17 protein-coding genes are annotated in these 18,500 nt (G+C 54.0%); 9 read left to right on the top strand and 8 right to left on the bottom strand.

What is annotated here, in order from left to right; all coding sequences use genetic code 11:
- Positions 1 to 71: 71 nt before the first annotated feature.
- The 5 genes from ssuB to ssuE are packed head-to-tail and all read right to left on the bottom strand — an operon-like array spanning position 72 to position 4,312.
- A complete protein-coding gene (gene ssuB, locus EoCCA6_RS19830) occupies positions 72 to 842 on the bottom strand; it encodes an aliphatic sulfonates ABC transporter ATP-binding protein (protein ID WP_152084109.1) in 771 nt (256 codons plus the stop codon).
- Positions 839 to 1,630, bottom strand: coding sequence for an aliphatic sulfonate ABC transporter permease SsuC (gene ssuC, locus EoCCA6_RS19835; RefSeq protein ID WP_152084110.1), 792 nt, complete (start codon positions 1,628 to 1,630; stop codon positions 839 to 841). The genes ssuB and ssuC overlap by 4 nt, the downstream gene beginning before the upstream one ends.
- Before the next feature lie 9 nt (positions 1,631 to 1,639).
- Positions 1,640 to 2,785 carry an FMNH2-dependent alkanesulfonate monooxygenase gene (gene ssuD, locus EoCCA6_RS19840; protein ID WP_152084111.1) on the bottom strand — a complete coding sequence of 382 codons (1,146 nt, stop codon included), beginning with the start codon at positions 2,783 to 2,785 and terminating at the stop codon, positions 1,640 to 1,642.
- Complete coding sequence (locus EoCCA6_RS19845) at positions 2,782 to 3,744, bottom strand: sulfonate ABC transporter substrate-binding protein (RefSeq protein ID WP_152084112.1); 963 nt, start codon at positions 3,742 to 3,744, stop codon at positions 2,782 to 2,784. Before EoCCA6_RS19845 ends, ssuD begins: the two co-directional genes overlap by 4 nt.
- Positions 3,737 to 4,312: an NADPH-dependent FMN reductase gene (ssuE, locus tag EoCCA6_RS19850; protein WP_152084113.1), complete on the bottom strand. Its 576-nt coding sequence runs from the start codon at positions 4,310 to 4,312 to the stop codon at positions 3,737 to 3,739. Before ssuE ends, EoCCA6_RS19845 begins: the two co-directional genes overlap by 8 nt.
- A gap of 249 nt (positions 4,313 to 4,561) precedes the next feature.
- On the opposite strand from ssuE, the gene pyrD reads away from it, so the two are divergent.
- Positions 4,562 to 5,572: a quinone-dependent dihydroorotate dehydrogenase gene (gene pyrD, locus EoCCA6_RS19855; RefSeq protein WP_152084114.1), complete on the top strand. Its 1,011-nt coding sequence runs from the start codon at positions 4,562 to 4,564 to the stop codon at positions 5,570 to 5,572.
- 165 nt (positions 5,573 to 5,737) lie between these two features.
- A complete protein-coding gene (gene zapC / locus EoCCA6_RS19860; RefSeq protein WP_152084115.1) occupies positions 5,738 to 6,280 on the top strand; it encodes a cell division protein ZapC in 543 nt (180 codons plus the stop codon).
- Here the strand turns inward: zapC and EoCCA6_RS19865 are convergent.
- Positions 6,277 to 7,386 (bottom strand): YcbX family protein, encoded by a 1,110-nt coding sequence (locus tag EoCCA6_RS19865; protein WP_152084116.1) that lies wholly within the window; start codon positions 7,384 to 7,386, stop codon positions 6,277 to 6,279. The two genes, zapC and EoCCA6_RS19865, sit on opposite strands and share 4 nt — an antisense overlap.
- A 98-nt stretch (positions 7,387 to 7,484) precedes the next feature.
- Between EoCCA6_RS19865 and rlmKL the strand changes: the two genes are divergently transcribed.
- From rlmKL to rmf, 6 genes are all read left to right on the top strand, one after another.
- Complete coding sequence (rlmKL, locus tag EoCCA6_RS19870) at positions 7,485 to 9,593, top strand: bifunctional 23S rRNA (guanine(2069)-N(7))-methyltransferase RlmK/23S rRNA (guanine(2445)-N(2))-methyltransferase RlmL (protein WP_152084117.1); 2,109 nt, start codon at positions 7,485 to 7,487, stop codon at positions 9,591 to 9,593.
- A gap of 12 nt (positions 9,594 to 9,605) precedes the next feature.
- The gene (locus tag EoCCA6_RS19875; protein ID WP_152084118.1) at positions 9,606 to 11,513 is read left to right on the top strand and encodes an ABC transporter ATP-binding protein; all 1,908 of its coding nucleotides are present in this window, start codon (positions 9,606 to 9,608) and stop codon (positions 11,511 to 11,513) included.
- 13 nt (positions 11,514 to 11,526) lie between these two features.
- Positions 11,527 to 12,780, top strand: coding sequence for a membrane integrity-associated transporter subunit PqiA (gene pqiA, locus EoCCA6_RS19880; protein WP_152084119.1), 1,254 nt, complete (start codon positions 11,527 to 11,529; stop codon positions 12,778 to 12,780).
- Between the two features lie 4 nt (positions 12,781 to 12,784).
- The gene (gene pqiB, locus EoCCA6_RS19885) at positions 12,785 to 14,425 is read left to right on the top strand and encodes an intermembrane transport protein PqiB (RefSeq protein WP_152084120.1); all 1,641 of its coding nucleotides are present in this window, start codon (positions 12,785 to 12,787) and stop codon (positions 14,423 to 14,425) included.
- On the top strand, positions 14,422 to 14,988 hold the full coding sequence (gene pqiC, locus EoCCA6_RS19890) for a membrane integrity-associated transporter subunit PqiC (RefSeq protein WP_152084121.1): 567 nt from the start codon (positions 14,422 to 14,424) through the stop codon (positions 14,986 to 14,988). The genes pqiB and pqiC overlap by 4 nt, the downstream gene beginning before the upstream one ends.
- A gap of 254 nt (positions 14,989 to 15,242) precedes the next feature.
- Complete coding sequence (gene rmf, locus EoCCA6_RS19895) at positions 15,243 to 15,410, top strand: ribosome modulation factor (RefSeq protein ID WP_152084122.1); 168 nt, start codon at positions 15,243 to 15,245, stop codon at positions 15,408 to 15,410.
- A gap of 71 nt (positions 15,411 to 15,481) precedes the next feature.
- Here rmf and fabA read toward each other — a convergent pair whose 3' ends face one another.
- The gene (gene fabA, locus EoCCA6_RS19900; RefSeq protein ID WP_000227926.1) at positions 15,482 to 16,000 is read right to left on the bottom strand and encodes a bifunctional 3-hydroxydecanoyl-ACP dehydratase/trans-2-decenoyl-ACP isomerase; all 519 of its coding nucleotides are present in this window, start codon (positions 15,998 to 16,000) and stop codon (positions 15,482 to 15,484) included.
- A 68-nt stretch (positions 16,001 to 16,068) separates the two neighbouring features.
- On the bottom strand, positions 16,069 to 17,829 hold the full coding sequence (locus EoCCA6_RS19905) for an AAA family ATPase (RefSeq protein WP_152084123.1): 1,761 nt from the start codon (positions 17,827 to 17,829) through the stop codon (positions 16,069 to 16,071).
- A 186-nt stretch (positions 17,830 to 18,015) separates the two neighbouring features.
- On the opposite strand from EoCCA6_RS19905, the gene matP reads away from it, so the two are divergent.
- Entirely contained in the window at positions 18,016 to 18,468 is a 453-nt protein-coding gene (matP, locus tag EoCCA6_RS19910) for a macrodomain Ter protein MatP (RefSeq protein ID WP_152084124.1), read from the top strand.
- Positions 18,469 to 18,500: the final 32 nt, after the last annotated feature.

Here is an 18,500-nt window from a genome sequence, read left to right on the forward strand (position 1 = left end):
GCCTACGATTTACCCTTGCACCGTGTGATAGCGGGGCACTGGTTTTCTCCCTCTCCCACAGGGAGAGGGCATCAGGCATTAGCTTTGATCCGCTGTAACTCCGCACTCCCACGCTTCATCACCCGATCCAACACCTCCGCCTCCAGCTCTGCCAGTTTTGCCGAACCGACACGTCGAGGACGCGGGATATCCACCGTCAGATCCAGTCCAATTTTCCCCTCTTCTATTAACAGCACACGGTCGGCCATCGCCACGGCTTCGCTGACGTCATGCGTTACCAGCAGCACCGTAAAGCCGTGTGTCTGCCAGAGGGATTCAATCAAATCCTGCATTTCGATACGCGTCAGGGCATCAAGCGCACCAAGCGGTTCATCAAGCAGCAGAAGACCAGGACGGTGAATCAATGCACGAGCCAGCGCCACGCGTTGCTTTTGCCCGCCTGACAGCGCCGCAGGCCATTCGTCCGCGCGATTCTCCAGCCCGACGGCGGCCAGCGCCTGACGCGCGTTATCCCGCCAGCTACCTTTCAGACCCAGCCCGACGTTATCAATTACCGTTTTCCACGGCAGCAGGCGCGCGTCCTGAAACATCATGCGGGTATCGTCCTGAATATTGGCCAGTGGTGTCGTGCCCGCCAGAATTGCACCGTCGTTTGGTGCTTCCAGACCGGCCAAAAGGCGCAACAGTGTACTCTTACCGCCGCCGCTGCGACCAACTACGGCCACAAACTGTCCGGCAGGAATATGCAGATCCAGCGCATTAAGAATGGTGTTATCACCATAGCGTTTGGTTACGCCGTTCAGTAATAACGGCGTCCCCTGAGTCAGTCGGGCAGTATTCATGCTTTAGCCTCCTGAAGTGAATAGGCCGGGTTCCAGCGCAGCCAGCTGCGTTCCAGCCACTGGGCGCTGACGTCGGCGAGTTTGCCGAGCAGGGCATAAAGAATGATGGCAACCACCACCACATCCGTCTGCAGGAATTCACGGGCGTTCATCGCCAGATAACCGATGCCGGAGTTGGCCGAAATGGTTTCCGCCACAATCAGCGTCAGCCACATCAGGCCAAGCGCAAAACGCACGCCGACCATAATGGAGGGGAGGGCACCCGGCAGGATCACATGGGTAAACAGTGCAAAACCGGATAACCCGTAGCTGCGCGCCATCTCCACCAGACCGCGATCGATACTTCGAATACCGTGCCAGGTATTGATGTAAATCGGGAACAGCGTACCCAGCGCCACGAGGAATATCTTGGCGCTCTCATCAATACCAAACCACAAAATAACCAGCGGGATAAGCGCCAGATGCGGCACGTTGCGCAGCATTTGAATGGAAGTATCCAGCAGCCGCTCGCCCCAGCGAGACAGGCCGCTGATAAGCCCGAGCGTCAGGCCGATGCTTCCGCCGATGGAAAAACCGATCACCGCCCGCCACGAGCTGATCGCCAGATGTTGCCATAGCTCGCCGCTTACACTCAGCGACCAGAATGCTTCTACAACGCCCATAGGTGCGGGCAGAATACGGCTCGACAGCCAGCCGGTTGACGACGCGAGTTGCCAGATAGCGACAATGCCGACGGGCAAAAACCAGGGGGCAGCGCGCAGCAACCATTTTTGTGAGATGGCAGACATGGCGACTCCTTAGCTCTGCGACACTTTACGCGGAATAAATTCGTTCGCTACCGCCTCGCCCTGTAGCTGAAGTTGCTGAGGCTGCGGAATTTCCGGGATGGCGACATCCAGATGCGGGAATAACAGTTCACCGACTTTGTATGCCTCTTCCAGATGCGGATAGCCGGAGAGGATAAAGCTGTCGATGCCCAGATCGGCATATTCATTAATACGCGCCGCAACGGTTGGACCATCGCCGACCAGCGCCGTACCTGCACCGCCGCGAACCAGGCCCACACCTGCCCACAGGTTCGGGCTGATCTCCAGATTCTCGCGCTTGCCGTTGTGCAGGGACGCCATCCGGTGCTGCCCGACGGAGTCGGTTTTCGCAAACGCGGCCTGCGCTTTCGCGATGGTGGCATCGTCCAGATGCGAGATCAGGCGGTCAGCAGCTTGCCAGGCTTCTTCATTGGTTTCGCGTACAATCACATGCAGACGAATACCAAAGCGCACTTTGCGCCCATGCGCGGCGGCTTTGGCGCGCACCTGGGCAATCTTCTCTTTGACCAGCTCCGGTGGTTCGCCCCACGTCAGATAAAGGTCAACCTGCTCGGCCGCCAGATCCTGCGCAACATCTGACGATCCGCCGAAGTAGAGCGGCGGACGCGGTTGCTGCACCGGCGGGAAGTAGAGCTTTGCATCACGAACATGGATATGTTTGCCTTCAAAGGTAACGGTTTCACCCTCAAGCAGACGACGCCAGACGCGGGTGAATTCGGCCGAGGCTTCATAACGTTCGGTATGATCGAGAAATACGCCATCGCCCGCCAGTTCCTGTGGATCGCTGCCGGTCACCAGGTTAAACAGGGCGCGACCGTTAGAGAGCCTGTCCAGCGTTGCCGCCTGACGTGCCGCAACGGTAGGGGACACCACGCTCGGACGCAGCGCGACCAGGAATTTCAGGCGTTGGGTCACCGGGATCATTGAGGCAGCGACCAGCCATGCATCTTCACAGGAGCGTCCGGTGGGGATCAACACGCCGGTAAAACCGATTCGATCCGCCGCCTGCGCAATTTGCTGCAGGTAGCCGTGGTCGACCGGGCGGGACCCCTCTTCTGTACCAAGATAGTGTCCATCACCGTGAGTGGGTAAAAACCAGAAAAGATTCAGGCTCATGATTTGGTTCCTTCTTTACCATTGGGTTGCCAGATACGGTCACGAATATCCACCTGTTTTGGAACCAGGCGGTTTTGATAAAAGAGATCGGCTGTTTGCTGCTGGAGTGCCGCTACGTGTGCATCCACGGGCGTAATCGTGGTGGGTGGACGGTGGTCGAGATAGCTGGCAATGACGGGCTCCGGCAGGCCCATGGTTTTAGCCAGCAGGGTGATGCTCTCCTGACGCTGGCTCTGCGTCAGTGCATCGGCCTGGGTAAAGGTATCCAGCACGCCCTGAATAAAGGCACCGTTCTTTTCCGCATACGGACGTGCTGCCAGGTAGAACGAACCGGTCTGCTTAAGCGTGGTGCCATCTTTCAGGACACGTACACCCCCCTGAAGTAATGCGGCGGAGTAGTACGGGTCCCAGATGGCCCAGGCATCCACATTCTTTTGCTGAAATGCAGCGCGCGCATCGGCGGGCGTCAGGTAAACCGGTTGAATGTCGGTGAACTTAAGCCCGGCTTCCTGTAAGGCACGCAGTAACAGGTTATGCGAGCTGGAACCTTTCTGGAACGCCACTTTATGGCCTTTGAGATCGGCGACGCTCTTAATGGCGCTGTTCTCAGGAACCAGGATCACTTCTGCTTTTGGCTTGGCAGGTTCAACGCCCACGTAGACCAGATCTGCCCCGGCCGCCTGAGCGAAAATCGGCGGAATATCCCCGGTACTGCCGAGATCGATACTCCCGACATTCAGCGCCTCCAGCATTTGCGGTCCGGCCGGGAACTCCACCCAGGAAAATTTCGTTTGCGGGAAACGTTTTTCCAGCAACTGGTGGCTTTTGGCCAGCACCATGCTGACGCTGCCTTTCTGGTAGCCGATACGCAGGCTTTCCGGTGCCGTTTGTGCCGCATGAGCCAGCGCAGACATAGCCAACAGTCCAGCCAGCCCGATTCGGGTTAGCGTTCTAAACATGAGCAACTCCTTGTGGTTGACCAAATGCGGGAGCCTGAATATCCCTGCGATGCAGCGCGTGCCAGAAGGTTTCCAGCGCACTGTCGAGACGAGTTTGCAGATTCGGCGTGAAGTGTGGTTTATGCTGATAATCAATGACCTGAGAATCGTCAGCAAAAACGCCGTGCAGGATCTCCTGTGCCTTAAGTGCGTTCAGCACCGGCTTAAGGGCATAATCCACCGCCAGGAGATGCGCCACCGTGCCGCCTGTTGCCAGTGGTAACACCACTTTGCCATCCAGCGCGCGTTCAGGCAGCAGGTCCAGCAGGGTTTTCAGTGCGCCAGAAAAAGAGGCTTTGTAGACAGGCGTTGCCACGATTAGCCCGTCAGCCCCTTTCAGTTGTTCGATCAGGGTTTTGAGCGCCGGGCTGTCAAAACGAGCGTAGAGCAGATCCTCCGGTTCGAAGTTGTGCAGATTCCAGTGACACACTTCCACATCCACGGCGTTCAGTTTTTCGCGGGCATATTCCAGCAATGCGCTGGAACGTGAAGGGAACCGTGGACTTCCGGCAAGAGTGATGACGCGCATGCATGCTCCTTATAACTAATTGTTTGCTTTTATCTAACATTCATAACAATTTTCAGGAGTGTGACATTGCCGGGTTATTCCACTAAATGATTTATCTGCAAGTTAACTGCAGGAAATTGCATAAGAAGTGTGCTGCAAGGGAAACGTTTGCTTTTTAAGCTGCATTTTTTGCCACAGGTCAATTCCCTTTCCGGGCAGGATCGCAGATAATCCCCTCCCGGTTTGCACACCGGGAATCCAGGAGAGTTCATGTACTACCCTTTCGTTCGTAAAGCCCTTTTCCAGCTCGATCCTGAGCGCGCTCATGAATTTACATTCCAGCAATTGCGTCGTATCACCGGCACGCCACTGGCTGCGCTGGTGCGTCAAAACGTGCCGGAAAAACCTGTCCACTGCATGGGCCTGACGTTTAAGAACCCGCTGGGTCTCGCGGCTGGTCTGGATAAAAATGGTGAGTGCATTGATGCACTGGGGGCGATGGGGTTTGGCTCCATCGAAATCGGTACGGTTACTCCGCGTCCGCAGCCGGGTAACGACAAGCCACGCCTGTTCCGTCTGGTCGAAGCCGAAGGGCTGATCAACCGTATGGGCTTTAATAACCTCGGCGTTGATCATCTGGTTGAGAACGTTAAAAAAGCCCATTTTGATGGCGTATTAGGCATCAATATTGGCAAAAATAAAGATACGCCAGTCGAGCAGGGTAAAGATGACTATCTGATTTGTATGGAAAAAGTCTATGCCTACGCCGGTTATATTGCGGTGAACATTTCTTCACCGAATACTCCGGGGCTGCGTTCTTTGCAATATGGCGAAGCGCTGGACGATCTTCTCAGTGCCATTAAAAATAAACAAAATGCGCTGCAGGCGATCCACCATAAATATATTCCGGTCGCGGTTAAGATCGCCCCGGATCTTTCTGTCGAAGAATTGATCCAGGTTGCGGATAGTTTAGTCCGCCATAATATTGATGGTGTTATTGCGACCAATACCACACTCGATCGCTCTCTCGTTCAGGGAATGAAAAACTGTGACGAAGCGGGGGGCTTAAGTGGCCGTCCGGTGCAATTAAAAAGCACCGAAATTATTCGCGCGTTGTCTGCCGAATTAAATGGCCGACTGCCGATTATTGGTGTGGGTGGCATCGACTCGGTGATAGCTGCCCGTGAAAAGATGGCGGCAGGAGCATCGCTGGTACAAATCTATTCCGGCTTTATTTTTAAAGGGCCGCCATTGATTAAAGAAATCGTTACTCATATCTAATCTTTTTTCTGAATCAGACAACCAGGGCTTTATTTCCAGCCCTGGTTGTTTTATATTCCGTCATTGTTGCTTATTTAGACATTATAGTCTTTTATTAATGTTGTTATAAACGAGGCGGCAAACAGGACATTTTTAGAACAGGGTGTTTGGGGACGGGAGAGAAACATGCGAATTAAACCTGACGATAACTGGCGCTGGTATTTTTGCGACGAGCATGATCGAATGATGCTCGATTTAGCCAATGGCATGTTGTTTCGTTCTCGTTTTCCACGCCGAATGTTGACCCCGGACGCATTTGCACCCTCAGGCTTTTGCGTTGACGATGCAGCGCTTTATTTCTCATTCGAAGAAAAATGCCGCGATCTGGAACTCTCAAAAGAACAGCGCGCTGAGCTGGTATTAAATGCGCTGGTGGCGATCCGTTTCCTGAAGCCACAAATGCCAAAAAGCTGGCATTTCCTGGCGCACGGTGTGAACTGGATGCCTGCAACGGGCGATGCGGCCAGCGTCAATCTGAGCGATACCGCAGAAGAGGTCAGTTTGCTGGTGGTTGAACCTGGTGAAAACGCGGCGCTCTGTCTGCTGGCTCAGCCCGGCGTAACGATTGCCGGGCGAGTGATGCAGTTGGGTGATGCCATAAAAGTGATGAACGACAGGCTGAAACCGCAGCTTCGCGTGGACGCTTTCAACCTCGAACAGGCGGTTTAAACTTCCAGCCGTACCGACGTTTTTGGCACACAGCTGCAGCATAAAATGGTTCCGTCATTTCCAATCGCCGACTTTTTCAGGGCGCTGACTTCACCGTCGACCAGCGTTATGCGACAGCATCCGCAAATTCCCGCACGACACGAGTAAGGTACACGGATACCTGCCTGTTCCAGTTGCTCAAGTAAAACTTGCTGATTGTTGCCCCGGATTAGGGTGCCCTGCCAGTGAATATCCACCGCTGAGCTGACCGCTGTCTCAACGTCGACGAATTCTTCTTCCTGACCTGCGCCGTAAATCCTTGCTGGCCCGCGGGCGAGAATTTCCACCTCGTCACCCACGCGGATCACGCCGCTGGTGCGGGGAATTAAGTTCTGACCAAAATCCACATCGCCGTTATCCTGTGCGGTTCGAAACGACTGCAACGTTTTCAGCGGCTCGCCGGAGGGGTGTTTTTGTCCTTTTTCCGGGCTTACGGTTGTAAATATGCAGCGGCTGCACGGCTTTACCACGTCGAAAATGACGCTGCCGATGCGGATCACTTTCCAGGTATCTTCATCCCAGGCGTCAGTACCCGTCACCACCAGGTTCGGGCGAAACTGCTCCATCTGGACGCTGGCCTTACAGCGGCTCTGCAAATCGCGCAGCGAGGCTTCGTTGGTCAACAGGAAAGGGTAGCCATCGGCGAAGGAGAGGGGAACGGCGTCATGGCGCTTAACGCGACGCGTTAATTCAGGCCCGACCCAGCGCAGCTGCACGTCGCGAGAGAAAAAGCCGCTCAGCCAGCGGTTAATCTCATCTGGCGCGATGCGGGCGGTAAAATGATTGCCCCACACTTCCGTTGGCGCGTCGACAGGCGCAAAATCAGCAAAGCGAATCACCACGCTGGAGCCGTCCGGCGCGGTCAGATGCAGACCGTCATGCAGGGGGGAAGGGGTAAAGCGAACCATCTGCGGGAACTGGCGTGCCGTTATGAACGTACCGTCAGGCTCGGTGACCATAAAAATACGATCGAAGGCAAATCCGCTCATGTCGGCCAGCGCGTGAGAGACGCCGATACCGCGCATAGATTTCACCGGATGAATAAAAAGCCTGGATAACGTCGCCACTGCACACTCCCACAATTGAAAATAAGCCTTCAACTTTATGACATACACGCCATATTAGCTATAATGCGCGACAATTTTCTAAGAGTATAAGTGACGATATGAATTCTCTGTTTGCCAGTACGGCCCGTGGGCTGGAAGAGCTGTTAAAAACTGAACTGGAAGCCCTGGGTGCACAAGAGTGCCAGGTGGTTCAGGGTGGTGTCCATTTTGAGGGCGACACACGGCTTATTTACCAGAGCCTGATGTGGAGCCGTCTGGCGTCGCGCATCATGCTGCCGATGAAAGAGTGCAAGGTTTACAGCGACCTTGATCTCTACACCGGTGTACAGATGATCGACTGGACAGAGATCTTCACCCCGAATGCCACCTTCGCGGTGCATTTCAACGGCGTGAACGACGAGATCCGCAACAGCCAGTACGGTGCGCTGCGCGTGAAGGACGCCATTGTTGACTGCTTCACCCGTAAAAATAAGGAACGTCCGAACGTCGATCGCGAAAACCCGGATCTGCGTATCAACGTCTGGCTCAACGGTGACACCGCGAGTATCTCGCTGGATCTGAGTGGAGCGGGCCTGCACCTGCGCGGTTACCGCGATCGTACCGGTATGGCACCCATTAAAGAAACGCTGGCCGCCGCTATTGTGATGCGCTCCGGCTGGCAACCGGGTACGCCGCTGCTCGACCCGATGTGTGGTTCCGGTACGCTGCTGATTGAAGCGGCGATGCTGGCAACCGATCGCGCACCGGGGCTTCACCGCGGACACTGGGGCTTTAGCGGCTGGGCACAGCACGACGAAGCGCTCTGGAAAGAGGTGAAAGCCGAAGCGCAGACCCGTGCGCGTAAAGGCCTGGCAGAGTACACCTCACACTTCTACGGTTCTGACAGCGACCCGCGTGTAATAGAACGTGCGCGCAGCAACGCTCGTCGTGCCGGTATCGGTGAGCTGGTCACCTTCGAGGTGAAAGACGTGGCGAACCTGACCAACCCGCTGCCAAAAGGTCCATACGGGACTGTGATCAGCAACCCGCCATACGGCGAGCGTCTGGACAGCGAACCGGCACTGATTGCGTTGCACAGCCTGCTGGGTCGCAATATGAAAGACTACTTCGGTGGCTGGAATCTCTCTCTGTTCAGTGCGTCACCAGAATTGTTGAGTTGCCTTCAGCTACGTGCGGAACGCCAGTTTAAAGCGAAAAACGGCCCTCTGGACTGCGTGCAGAAAAACTACCATCTGGCAGAGAAAGCGGCAGACAGCAAACCGTCAGGTGTGGCAGAAGATTATGCCAACCGTCTGCGTAAGAACCTGAAGAAATTTGAAAAATGGGCGAAGCAGGAAGGAATTGAATGTTATCGACTGTACGACGCTGACCTGCCGGAGTACAACGTGGCGGTTGACCGCTATGCAGACTGGGTGGTGATTCAGGAATATGCCCCGCCAAAAACCATTGATGCGCAAAAAGCCCGTCAGCGTATGCTGGACGTCATTGCCGCGACAATCAATGTGCTTGGCATTGCACCTAACAAACTGGTGCTGAAAACCCGTGAGCGTCAGAAAGGGAAAAACCAGTACCAGAAGATGGGCGAGAAGGGCGACTTCATCGAGGTGGGCGAATATAACGCGCGCCTGTGGGTTAACCTGACTGACTATCTCGACACGGGCCTGTTCCTTGACCACCGTATCGCGCGTCGTATGCTGGGCCAGATGAGCAAGGGCAAAGATTTCCTCAATCTGTTCTCCTATACCGGCAGCGCCAGCGTACATGCGGGATTGGGCGGTGCGCGCAGCACCACCACGGTAGATATGTCCCGTACCTACCTGGAGTGGGCGGAGCGTAACCTGCGCCTGAACGGTTTAACCGGGCGTCAGCATCGTCTGATGCAGGCCGACGTACTGGGCTGGCTGCGTGACACCGATGAACAGTTCGACCTGATCTTCATCGATCCGCCGACGTTCTCAAACTCCAAGCGTATGGAAGATAGCTTTGATGTTCAACGCGATCACCTGCGCCTGATGACCGACCTGAAACGCCTGCTGCGTAAAGGCGGCACCATTATGTTCTCAAACAACAAACGTGGATTCCGTATGGATCACGACGGCCTGGCCGCTCTGGGACTGAAAGCACAAGAAATCAGCCAAAAAACGCTGTCTCAGGACTTTGCCCGTAACCGTCAGATCCATAACTGCTGGTTAATCTCCGCGGTTTGAAAGGAAAAATAAATGTCTTTAATTAGTATGCACGGCGCGTGGCTCTCTTTCAGCGACTCACCGCTTCTTGATAATGCAGAACTGCACATCGAAGATAACGAGCGTGTCTGTCTGGTGGGCCGTAACGGCGCGGGCAAATCCACGCTGATGAAGATCCTCAACCGCGAGCAAGGGCTGGACGATGGCCGTATCGTGTACGAACAGGATCTGATTGTTTCACGTCTGCAGCAGGACCCGCCGCGTCATGTGACCGGCAGCGTTTACGATTTCGTGGCGGAAGGCATCTCTGAACAGGCGGAATACCTGAAGCGTTATCACGAGATTTCGCATCTGGTGATGACCGACCCGAGCGACAAAAACCTCAACGAACTGGCAAAAGTGCAGGAGATGCTCGATCACCACGGCCTGTGGCAGCTGGAAAACCGTATTAACGAGGTGCTGGCACAGCTCGGCCTTGAAGCGGATATGGAGCTGTCGGCGTTATCCGGTGGCTGGCTGCGTAAAGCGGCGCTGGGCCGTGCCCTGGTCAGCGGGCCAAAAGTGCTGCTGCTGGACGAACCGACCAACCACCTGGATATTGAAGCGATTGACTGGCTGGAAGGTTTCCTCAAAACCTTTAGCGGCACCATTATCTTCATCTCGCATGACCGTTCGTTTATTCGCAATATGGCGACGCGCATTGTCGATCTCGATCGCGGCAAGCTGGTCACCTATCCGGGCGATTACGACACCTACCTGCTGGAGAAAGAAGAGAACCTGCGTGTAGAAGAGCTGCAAAACGCAGAGTTCGACCGCAAGCTGGCGCAGGAAGAGGTGTGGATTCGTCAGGGCATCAAAGCGCGACGTACCCGTAACGAGGGCCGCGTGCGTGCCCTGAAGGCGATGCGTCGCGAGCGTAGCGAACGCCGTGAGGTGATGGGCAGCGCCAAAATGCAGGTCGAAGAAGCGTCCCGTTCCGGCAAGATTGTCTTTGAAATGGAAAACGTCAACTACCAGGTTGATGGCAAAGTGCTGGTGAAGGACTTCTCCGCGCAGGTTCAGCGTGGCGACAAAATTGCGCTCATCGGCCCGAACGGCTGCGGTAAAACCACGTTGCTGAAACTGATGCTGGGACAACTGCAGGCCGACAGCGGGCGTATTCACTGCGGTACAAAACTGGAAGTCGCATACTTCGACCAGCACCGTGCGGAGCTGGACCCGGACAGAACGGTGATGGATAACCTGGCCGAAGGGAAACAAGAGGTGATGGTTAACGGTAAACCGCGTCACGTGCTTGGCTATTTGCAGGACTTCCTGTTCCACCCGAAACGTGCCATGACGCCAGTGCGCGCATTGTCAGGCGGTGAGCGAAACCGTCTGTTGCTTGCCCGATTATTCTTAAAACCCAGTAACCTGTTGATTCTCGATGAACCGACGAACGATCTGGATGTCGAAACGCTGGAATTGCTGGAAGAGTTGATCGACGGCTACCAGGGAACCGTCATGCTGGTGAGTCACGATCGTCAGTTTGTGGATAACACCGTGACCGAATGCTGGATCTTCGAAGGCGAGGGGCGGATTGGGCAGTATGTCGGCGGTTATCATGACGCGCGAGGCCAGCAGGCTCAGTCGCTGGCGCAAAAGCAGGCAAAAACCAAAAATACTGCCGAACCGGTTGCCGCGAAAGCAGAAACTGTTAAAAAATCTCCTGCTAAAATGAGCTATAACCTGCAGCGCGAACTGGAAGGGTTGCCACAGCGTCTCGAAGAGCTGGAAGCCTCGCTGGAAGCGCTGCAATCTCAGGTTGCAGATGCGTCATTTTTTACGCAGCCTCACGACTATACTCAGAAAGTGTTGGCTGATCTCTCCCAGGCCGAGCAGGCGCTGGAAGAAGCATTTGAGCGCTGGGAGTACCTTGAGTCTCTGAAAAACGGCGCATAAACAGGGATTAACTATGTGTGACCAGCACCATGCCGATCGGCATATATTATGCTCGCAATGCGATTTGCTCGTGGCGTTGCCAGAGCTTGGTCACGGACATAAGGCAACCTGTCCGCGCTGCGGTGCAACGTTAACGACCGAGTGGGACGCGCCAAGACAGCGTCCCACGGCCTATGCTATTGCTGCTCTGTTCATGCTTGTGCTCTCGAATCTCTTCCCCTTCATTTATATGAAAGTGGGAGGGATGACCAGCCAGGTCGAACTTCTTGAAATACCTGGCGTGATGTTCTCGGAAGATTACGCCAGCCTCGGCACGTTCTTTCTTCTGTTCGTACAGATCGTTCCGGCTTTTTGCCTGATCGTGATCCTTTTGCTGGTCAACCGCGTGCAGATGCCCGCCTCTCTTAAAATCAAACTTGCGCGAATACTGTTCCAGCTGAAAAGCTGGGGGATGGCTGAGATCTTCCTGGCGGGGATACTGGTCAGTTTCGTGAAGCTGATGGCTTACGGCGATGTCGGGATTGGCAGCAGTTTTATCCCCTGGTGTTTGTACTGTGTGCTGCAACTGCGTGCTTTTCAGTGCGTGGACCGTCGTTGGGTGTGGGACGATATCGCGCCAGCCCCAACACTACCGCAGGTGGTAAAAGTGGGCGTTCCGGGTATTCGCCAGGGTCTGCGCTCCTGCTCCTGTTGTACGGCAGTGCTGCCGGCAGACAACGAGGTTTGCCCGCGCTGTGGGACAACGGGCCATGTGCGACGTAAAAACAGCCTGCAGTGGACAATGGCGTTACTGGTGACGTCCATCATGCTCTATCTGCCTGCCAATATCCTGCCCATCATGATCACCGATTTGCTCGGCGATAAAATGCCTTCGACGATCCTGGCAGGGGTTATTTTGCTTTGGGGAGAAGGCTCGTACCCGGTTGCCGGTGTTATTTTTATCGCCAGTATCATGGTGCCGACCTTAAAAATGATCGCAATTGCCTGGCTCTGCTGGGATGCGAAAGGCCATGGCAAACGCGACAGCGAACGCATGCATCTGATTTATGAAGTTGTGGAGTTTGTGGGTCGCTGGTCAATGATAGATGTATTTGTGATTGCGGTTCTCTCTGCGCTGGTGCGCATGGGGGGACTAATGAGTATTTATCCCGCTATGGGAGCGCTAATGTTTGCGTTGGTCGTCATTATGACCATGTTTGCGGCCATGACCTTCGACCCTCGTTTATCGTGGGATCGTGAGCCCGAGTCAAGCCATGAGGAAGAGTAAGAGCATGGAAAACAAAAGTGGAGAGGCGAAAGTGCAGAAGGTCAGAAACTGGTCGCCGGTGTGGATATTCCCCATCGTGACTGCGCTGATCGGTGCCTGGATACTGTTTTATCATTACAGCCATCAGGGGCCGGAAGTCACGCTGATCACCACCAATGCAGAAGGGATTGAGGGCGGCAAGACGACCATCAAGAGCCGTAGCGTGGATGTGGGCGTGGTCGAAAGTGCAACCCTGACCGATGATTTAACGCATGTGCAAATCAAAGCGCGTTTGAATGCCGGTATGGAAAAGCTGCTGCACAGTGATTCCGTATTCTGGGTGGTAAAGCCACAGGTTGGCCGTGAAGGGATCAGTGGCCTGGGCACGTTGCTGTCTGGTGCCTATATTGAACTGCAGCCTGGCGCGAAAGGTAACCAGCCTGCGGAATATCAGTTGCTTGATTCACCGCCGCTCGCGCCGCCGGATGCGAAAGGTATTCGTGTGATCCTCGACAGTCAAAAAGCGGGGCAGTTAAGCCCTGGCGACCCGGTCTTGTTCCGCGGCTATCGGGTTGGTTCGGTAGAAACCAGTACCTTTGATCCGCAAAAGCGTACCATCAGCTATCAGCTGTTTATCAATGCGCCAAACGATCGCCTCGTGACCAGCAACGTACGTTTCTGGAAAGACAGCGGGATCGCGGTTGATCTCACTTCTGCTGGTATGCGAGTGGAAATGGGCTCTCTGACCACCCTGTTTGGCGGTGGCGTGAGTTTTGATGTGCCAGAGGGGATCGATCTGGGGCAGCCGGTTGCCGAGAAAACCGCTTTCAGGCTCTTTGACGATCAAAAAAGCATTCAGGATGCACTCTATACCGATCACATCGATTACCTGATGTTCTTTAAAGATTCCGTCCGTGGTCTGCAGCCGGGAGCGCCAGTTGAGTTCCGCGGTATTCGTCTGGGTACGGTAGGACAGGTGCCGTTCTTTGTGCCGGGTCTTAAGCAGATGCTGGATGATGATTACCGCATTCCGGTGCTGATTCGCATTGAGCCTGAGCGGTTAATCAATCAGATCGGCGAGAATCAGGATATTGGTGCGCATATTACTGACCTCATGAACCGTGGGCTGCGAGGCTCGCTGAAAACCGGTAACCTGGTGACCGGCGCGCTGTATGTGGATATGGATTTCTATCCAAAAGCGCCTGCCATTACGGGTATGCGTGAATTCGGTGGCTATACGATTATCCCAACGGTCAGCAGCGGTCTGGCGCAAATCCAGCAGCGTCTGATGGAAACACTGGATAAGATTAACAATCTGCCACTGAATCCGATGATTGAAGCCGCGACAAACTCACTGAGTCAAAGCCAGGCGACGATGCGACGTCTGCAAACCACGCTGGATAATATCAATAAGATCACCGCAAGCCAGTCCATGCAGCAATTGCCGCAGGATATGCAGAAAACATTGCGTGAGCTTAACCGTAGTATGCAGGGCTTCCAGCCAGGTTCGGCGGCGTATAACAAGATGGTGGCAGATATGCAGCGTCTTGATCAGGTATTACGTGAGCTGCAGCCAGTCTTGAAAACGCTCAATGAGAAGAGCAACGCGCTGGTATTTGAAGCAAAAGATAAAAAAGATCCTGAGCCGAAGAGGGCTAAACAATGAAAAAGTGGCTAGCGATTGTGGGAGCGATGGTACTAACGGCCTGCAGCTCAGGAAGCGAAAACAAAAGCTATTACCAGTTACCGTTGACTGCGCAGGTGGGGTCGCAAAGTCACGCCTCGCAGGGCAACCGTCTGTTATGGGTGGAGCAGGTCGCGGTGCCTGATTATCTCGCCGGAAACGGGGTGGTGTATCAAACCAGCGATGTGCAGTACGTCATTGCCAATAATAACCTGTGGGCCAGCCCGCTGGATCAGCAGCTACGCAACACGCTGGTGGCGAATCTGAGCAGTCAGCTTCCGGGCTGGATTGTCGCTTCGCAACCGCTAGGCAGCGACCAGGATACGCTCAATGTGACGGTGACTGGTTTCCATGGGCGTTATGATGGTGCGGTGGTGATCAGCGGCGAGTGGCTGTTGAATCATCAGGGACAGCTGATTAAGCGTCCGTTCCATCTCGAAATGAAACAACAGAAAGACGGTTATGATGAAATGGTGAAAGTTCTGGCACAAGGGTGGGCGCAGGAGTCGGCCAGTATAGCCAGAGAGATTTCCCGGCTTCCATAAGTAAAATTCATAGCCGAAAGCCGCACTCAGTGTCTCGCTGATTGCGGCTTTTTTTTCGTTTTATCTTCAGACCGTTACTTGTGCCGGGTCACATTTTTTGTACAAATGATATTCCATGTAGCTCACAAATATGACACCCGTATGAATTTTGAACGTTGACGCTGAGCCTGATTCGCGGTATTCGTTATCTGTGGTTGCACATTTTGCAATCACTGTTTTCTTTCCACCAGACAAAAGAATGAGGGAAACGAGGCATGAAGAGACAGAAACGAGATCGCCTGGAAAGGGCTCATCAACGTGGTTATCAGGCTGGCATCGCCGGACGTTCAAAAGAAATGTGTCCCTATCAGACTCTGAATCAGAGATCTCAATGGTTAGGGGGCTGGCGAGAAGCCATCGGAGACAGGGCAGTACTTGTTTGATAACGTCTCTTTAAAAAGAAACCTCCGCAATGCGGAGGTTTCGCCTTTCTGGATTGGCTAAAAAAGCAAAATCAGAATGCAGAGGTGTCCTGGAACAGACCTACTTTCAGGTCGTTCGCGGTATAAATCAGACGGCCGTCTACCAGCACTTCGCCGTCCGCCAGGCCCATGATCAGGCGACGGTTAACGATACGTTTGAAGTGGATACGGTAGGTCACTTTCTTCGCCGTAGGCAGAACCTGACCGGTAAATTTCACTTCGCCTACGCCCAGTGCGCGGCCTTTACCTTCGCCGCCGAGCCAGCCCAGATAGAAGCCAACCAACTGCCACATCGCATCCAGGCCCAGACAGCCAGGCATTACCGGATCGCCAATAAAGTGGCAGCCGAAGAACCACAGGTCCGGGTTGATATCAAGTTCTGCTTCTACGTAACCCTTATCGAAGTTGCCGCCGGTTTCGGTCATTTTCACGACACGGTCCATCATCAGCATGTTCGGGGCCGGTAACTGCGGGCCTTTAGCGCCAAACAGTTCACCGCGACCAGAGGCAAGAAGGTCTTCTTTTGTATAGGATTCGCGTTTATCTACCATGTTCTCAGTAAGCCTTATTTTAGTGAAGGACGCAGGATAGCTAACACGTGTACGCTGAACAAGTCCGATCAGTTCGGCGTAAACCAACTTAGCCAGCGTAACGGCCAAGGATAACGATGACGAGCATCCTGCTGTGTTGCCTGAGCAATACGTTCCTGAATGGTCTGCATCAAAGTGGTCTGCCCTTCGCCATCCCAGACAAGGTTTGTCAGTAAGGGTAGTGCATCCTCAACGCCTTCGATGGCCCACAGGGAGAATTGTTGCTGTTCCACCGCATCCAGAAGTTCCTGACTCAGGCTCAAATGGCGCGCATTGGGGGCTGGGATGATCACGCCCTGTTTGCCATTTAAACCGCGTTGCTGACAAATAGAGAAGAAACCTTCAATTTTCTCGTTCAGGCCGCCAACAGGCTGAGCACGGCCAAACTGATCGACAGAACCCGTAATCGCAATGTTCTGATTAATCGGCACTTCCGCCAGAGCGCTGATTAATGCGCACAGCTCCGCCATTGAAGCGCTGTCTCCATCAACTTCGCTGTAAGACTGCTCGAAGGTCAGCGATGCAGAGAAGGGGATTTGCTGTTCAAGCTGCAGCTCAGACATCAGAAACGCCTGCATGATCATCATGCCTTTGGCATGAATGTTCCCACCCAGTTCGGCTTTGCGTTCAATATCCGTAAATTCCCCGTCACCGACGTGTACCACGCAACTGATACGAGACGGCTCGCCGAATGCACGCGGGTGCCCCGGAAACTCGATGACAGACAAGGCGTTGATCTGACCGATACGCTCGCCTTCGGTTTCGACCAGGATCTGCTCCAGCAGAATTTCATCCTGCATACGGTCAGCAAGGTAACCTTCACGCCACTCGCGCTGGGCAAGCATTTGCGCGTACTGCTCACCGGTAAACGACCCTTCACCGCTGATGACACCCACTTCACGCAGTTGCTTGCCGATCCAGAGCGGACAGAGGGGCAGGGTTTCCTGATCGCCGGTATAACGGACCGCTTCACGGATCAGACCTGACCAGGCATCGGCGGCGGGAGTTGGCAGTGCTGAACGTTCTGCAACGGCCATCACCCACTGACACCACTGCGCCATATCATCGGCATCAGCAATCTGAATATTGTCTTCGTATTCGCTATAGACCGCCTGTTCAGCCAGTTCCGGCTCCATCTCCTGGAAATCAGCCAGAGACTCACGGTCACCGGTTAAGACGACAGTCAGAGAGAGCGGCATCGACGGCACAGAAACCGGCAGAGGGCGTGACTCGTCGTATCCCACCCAGTCAAAACGTTGCTGGCTCACAATCGTTTTCAGGCGCATCCACAGCAGAGGCTGGGAGAGCAGGGTACGAAGAGAGATGATCAATACGCCGCCATTTGCACGATGTACCAGCCCCGGTTGTAACGACAGTTCGCCATTAAACTGACGAAGGCAACCGAATAACTGCTCGGCTTCAACCCAACTGGAGGTAATCACTTCACCTTTGGCGGCAAAATGGTCATCTGCCCGTTCTGCGGGAGTGAAAGTGATATGTTGTCCCGCGATACGATACTGGCCACCATAAACGGTGTTCGCGTCCGGTTTTAACTGGCGCATAGCATCCCCCAGAAGCGTCAAATACTCGGCTTCTTCCGGGGCTTTGAGCAGCATGAAGGGAGATGTAGCCCACGGGCTTAACACCTGCTCCAGTGCGTAATGCAAACGCGGTTGTGTATCGCTAAGTATAAATTCGTGTTCTTTTGCGAGGTCTGGCTGTGCAAACAGTTCCTGATAGCTTTCCGTATCCGGAACCAGGTCACGCCATGCTAGTTTCGTAATGGTCAAAGTCGATGTTTTTTAGTCAGATGTAAAACCGTGGAGTATACCGTAAGCGGTGGTTTCTGCCCATGCAGGAATGGGGATTTCGGCGAGTGAATCTTCTGTCATGTTTCACAGGATATGATTTCTTTTCAGCAGATTGCTAAAAAACTGATATTCTGAACAGAGTTACATGGTAACACTGAGATCGCAATGAAATATCAACAACTGGAAAACCTCGAAAGCGGCTGGAAATGGAAGTACCTGGTCAAGAAGCACCGTGAAGGTGAACTGATCACCTGCTACATCGAAGCCAGCGCGGCACAAGAGGCCGTGGATATGTTGCTGACCCTCGAAAACGAACCGGTACAGGTCAATAGCTGGATAGCGAAGCATATCAATCCGGCGCTGTTAAACCGGATGAAGCAAACTATCCGTGCGCGTCGCAAACGGCATTTTAATGCTGAGCATCAGCATACCCGCAAGAAGTCTATCGATCTGGAGTTTATGGTCTGGCAGAGACTGGCAGGGCTTGCGCAGCGTCGCGGGAAAACATTATCGGAAACGATTGTGCAGCTGATTGAAGATGCTGAGCATAAAGAAAAGTATGCCAGTCAAATGTCGACACTGAAGAACGATCTTCAGGCTCTTCTTGGCAAGAAGTAATCTCTTCCTTTTCTTCAGACAATAAAAAACCC

This window comes from Enterobacter oligotrophicus (genome assembly GCF_009176645.1).
Taxonomy (GTDB): domain Bacteria; phylum Pseudomonadota; class Gammaproteobacteria; order Enterobacterales; family Enterobacteriaceae; genus Enterobacter; species Enterobacter oligotrophicus.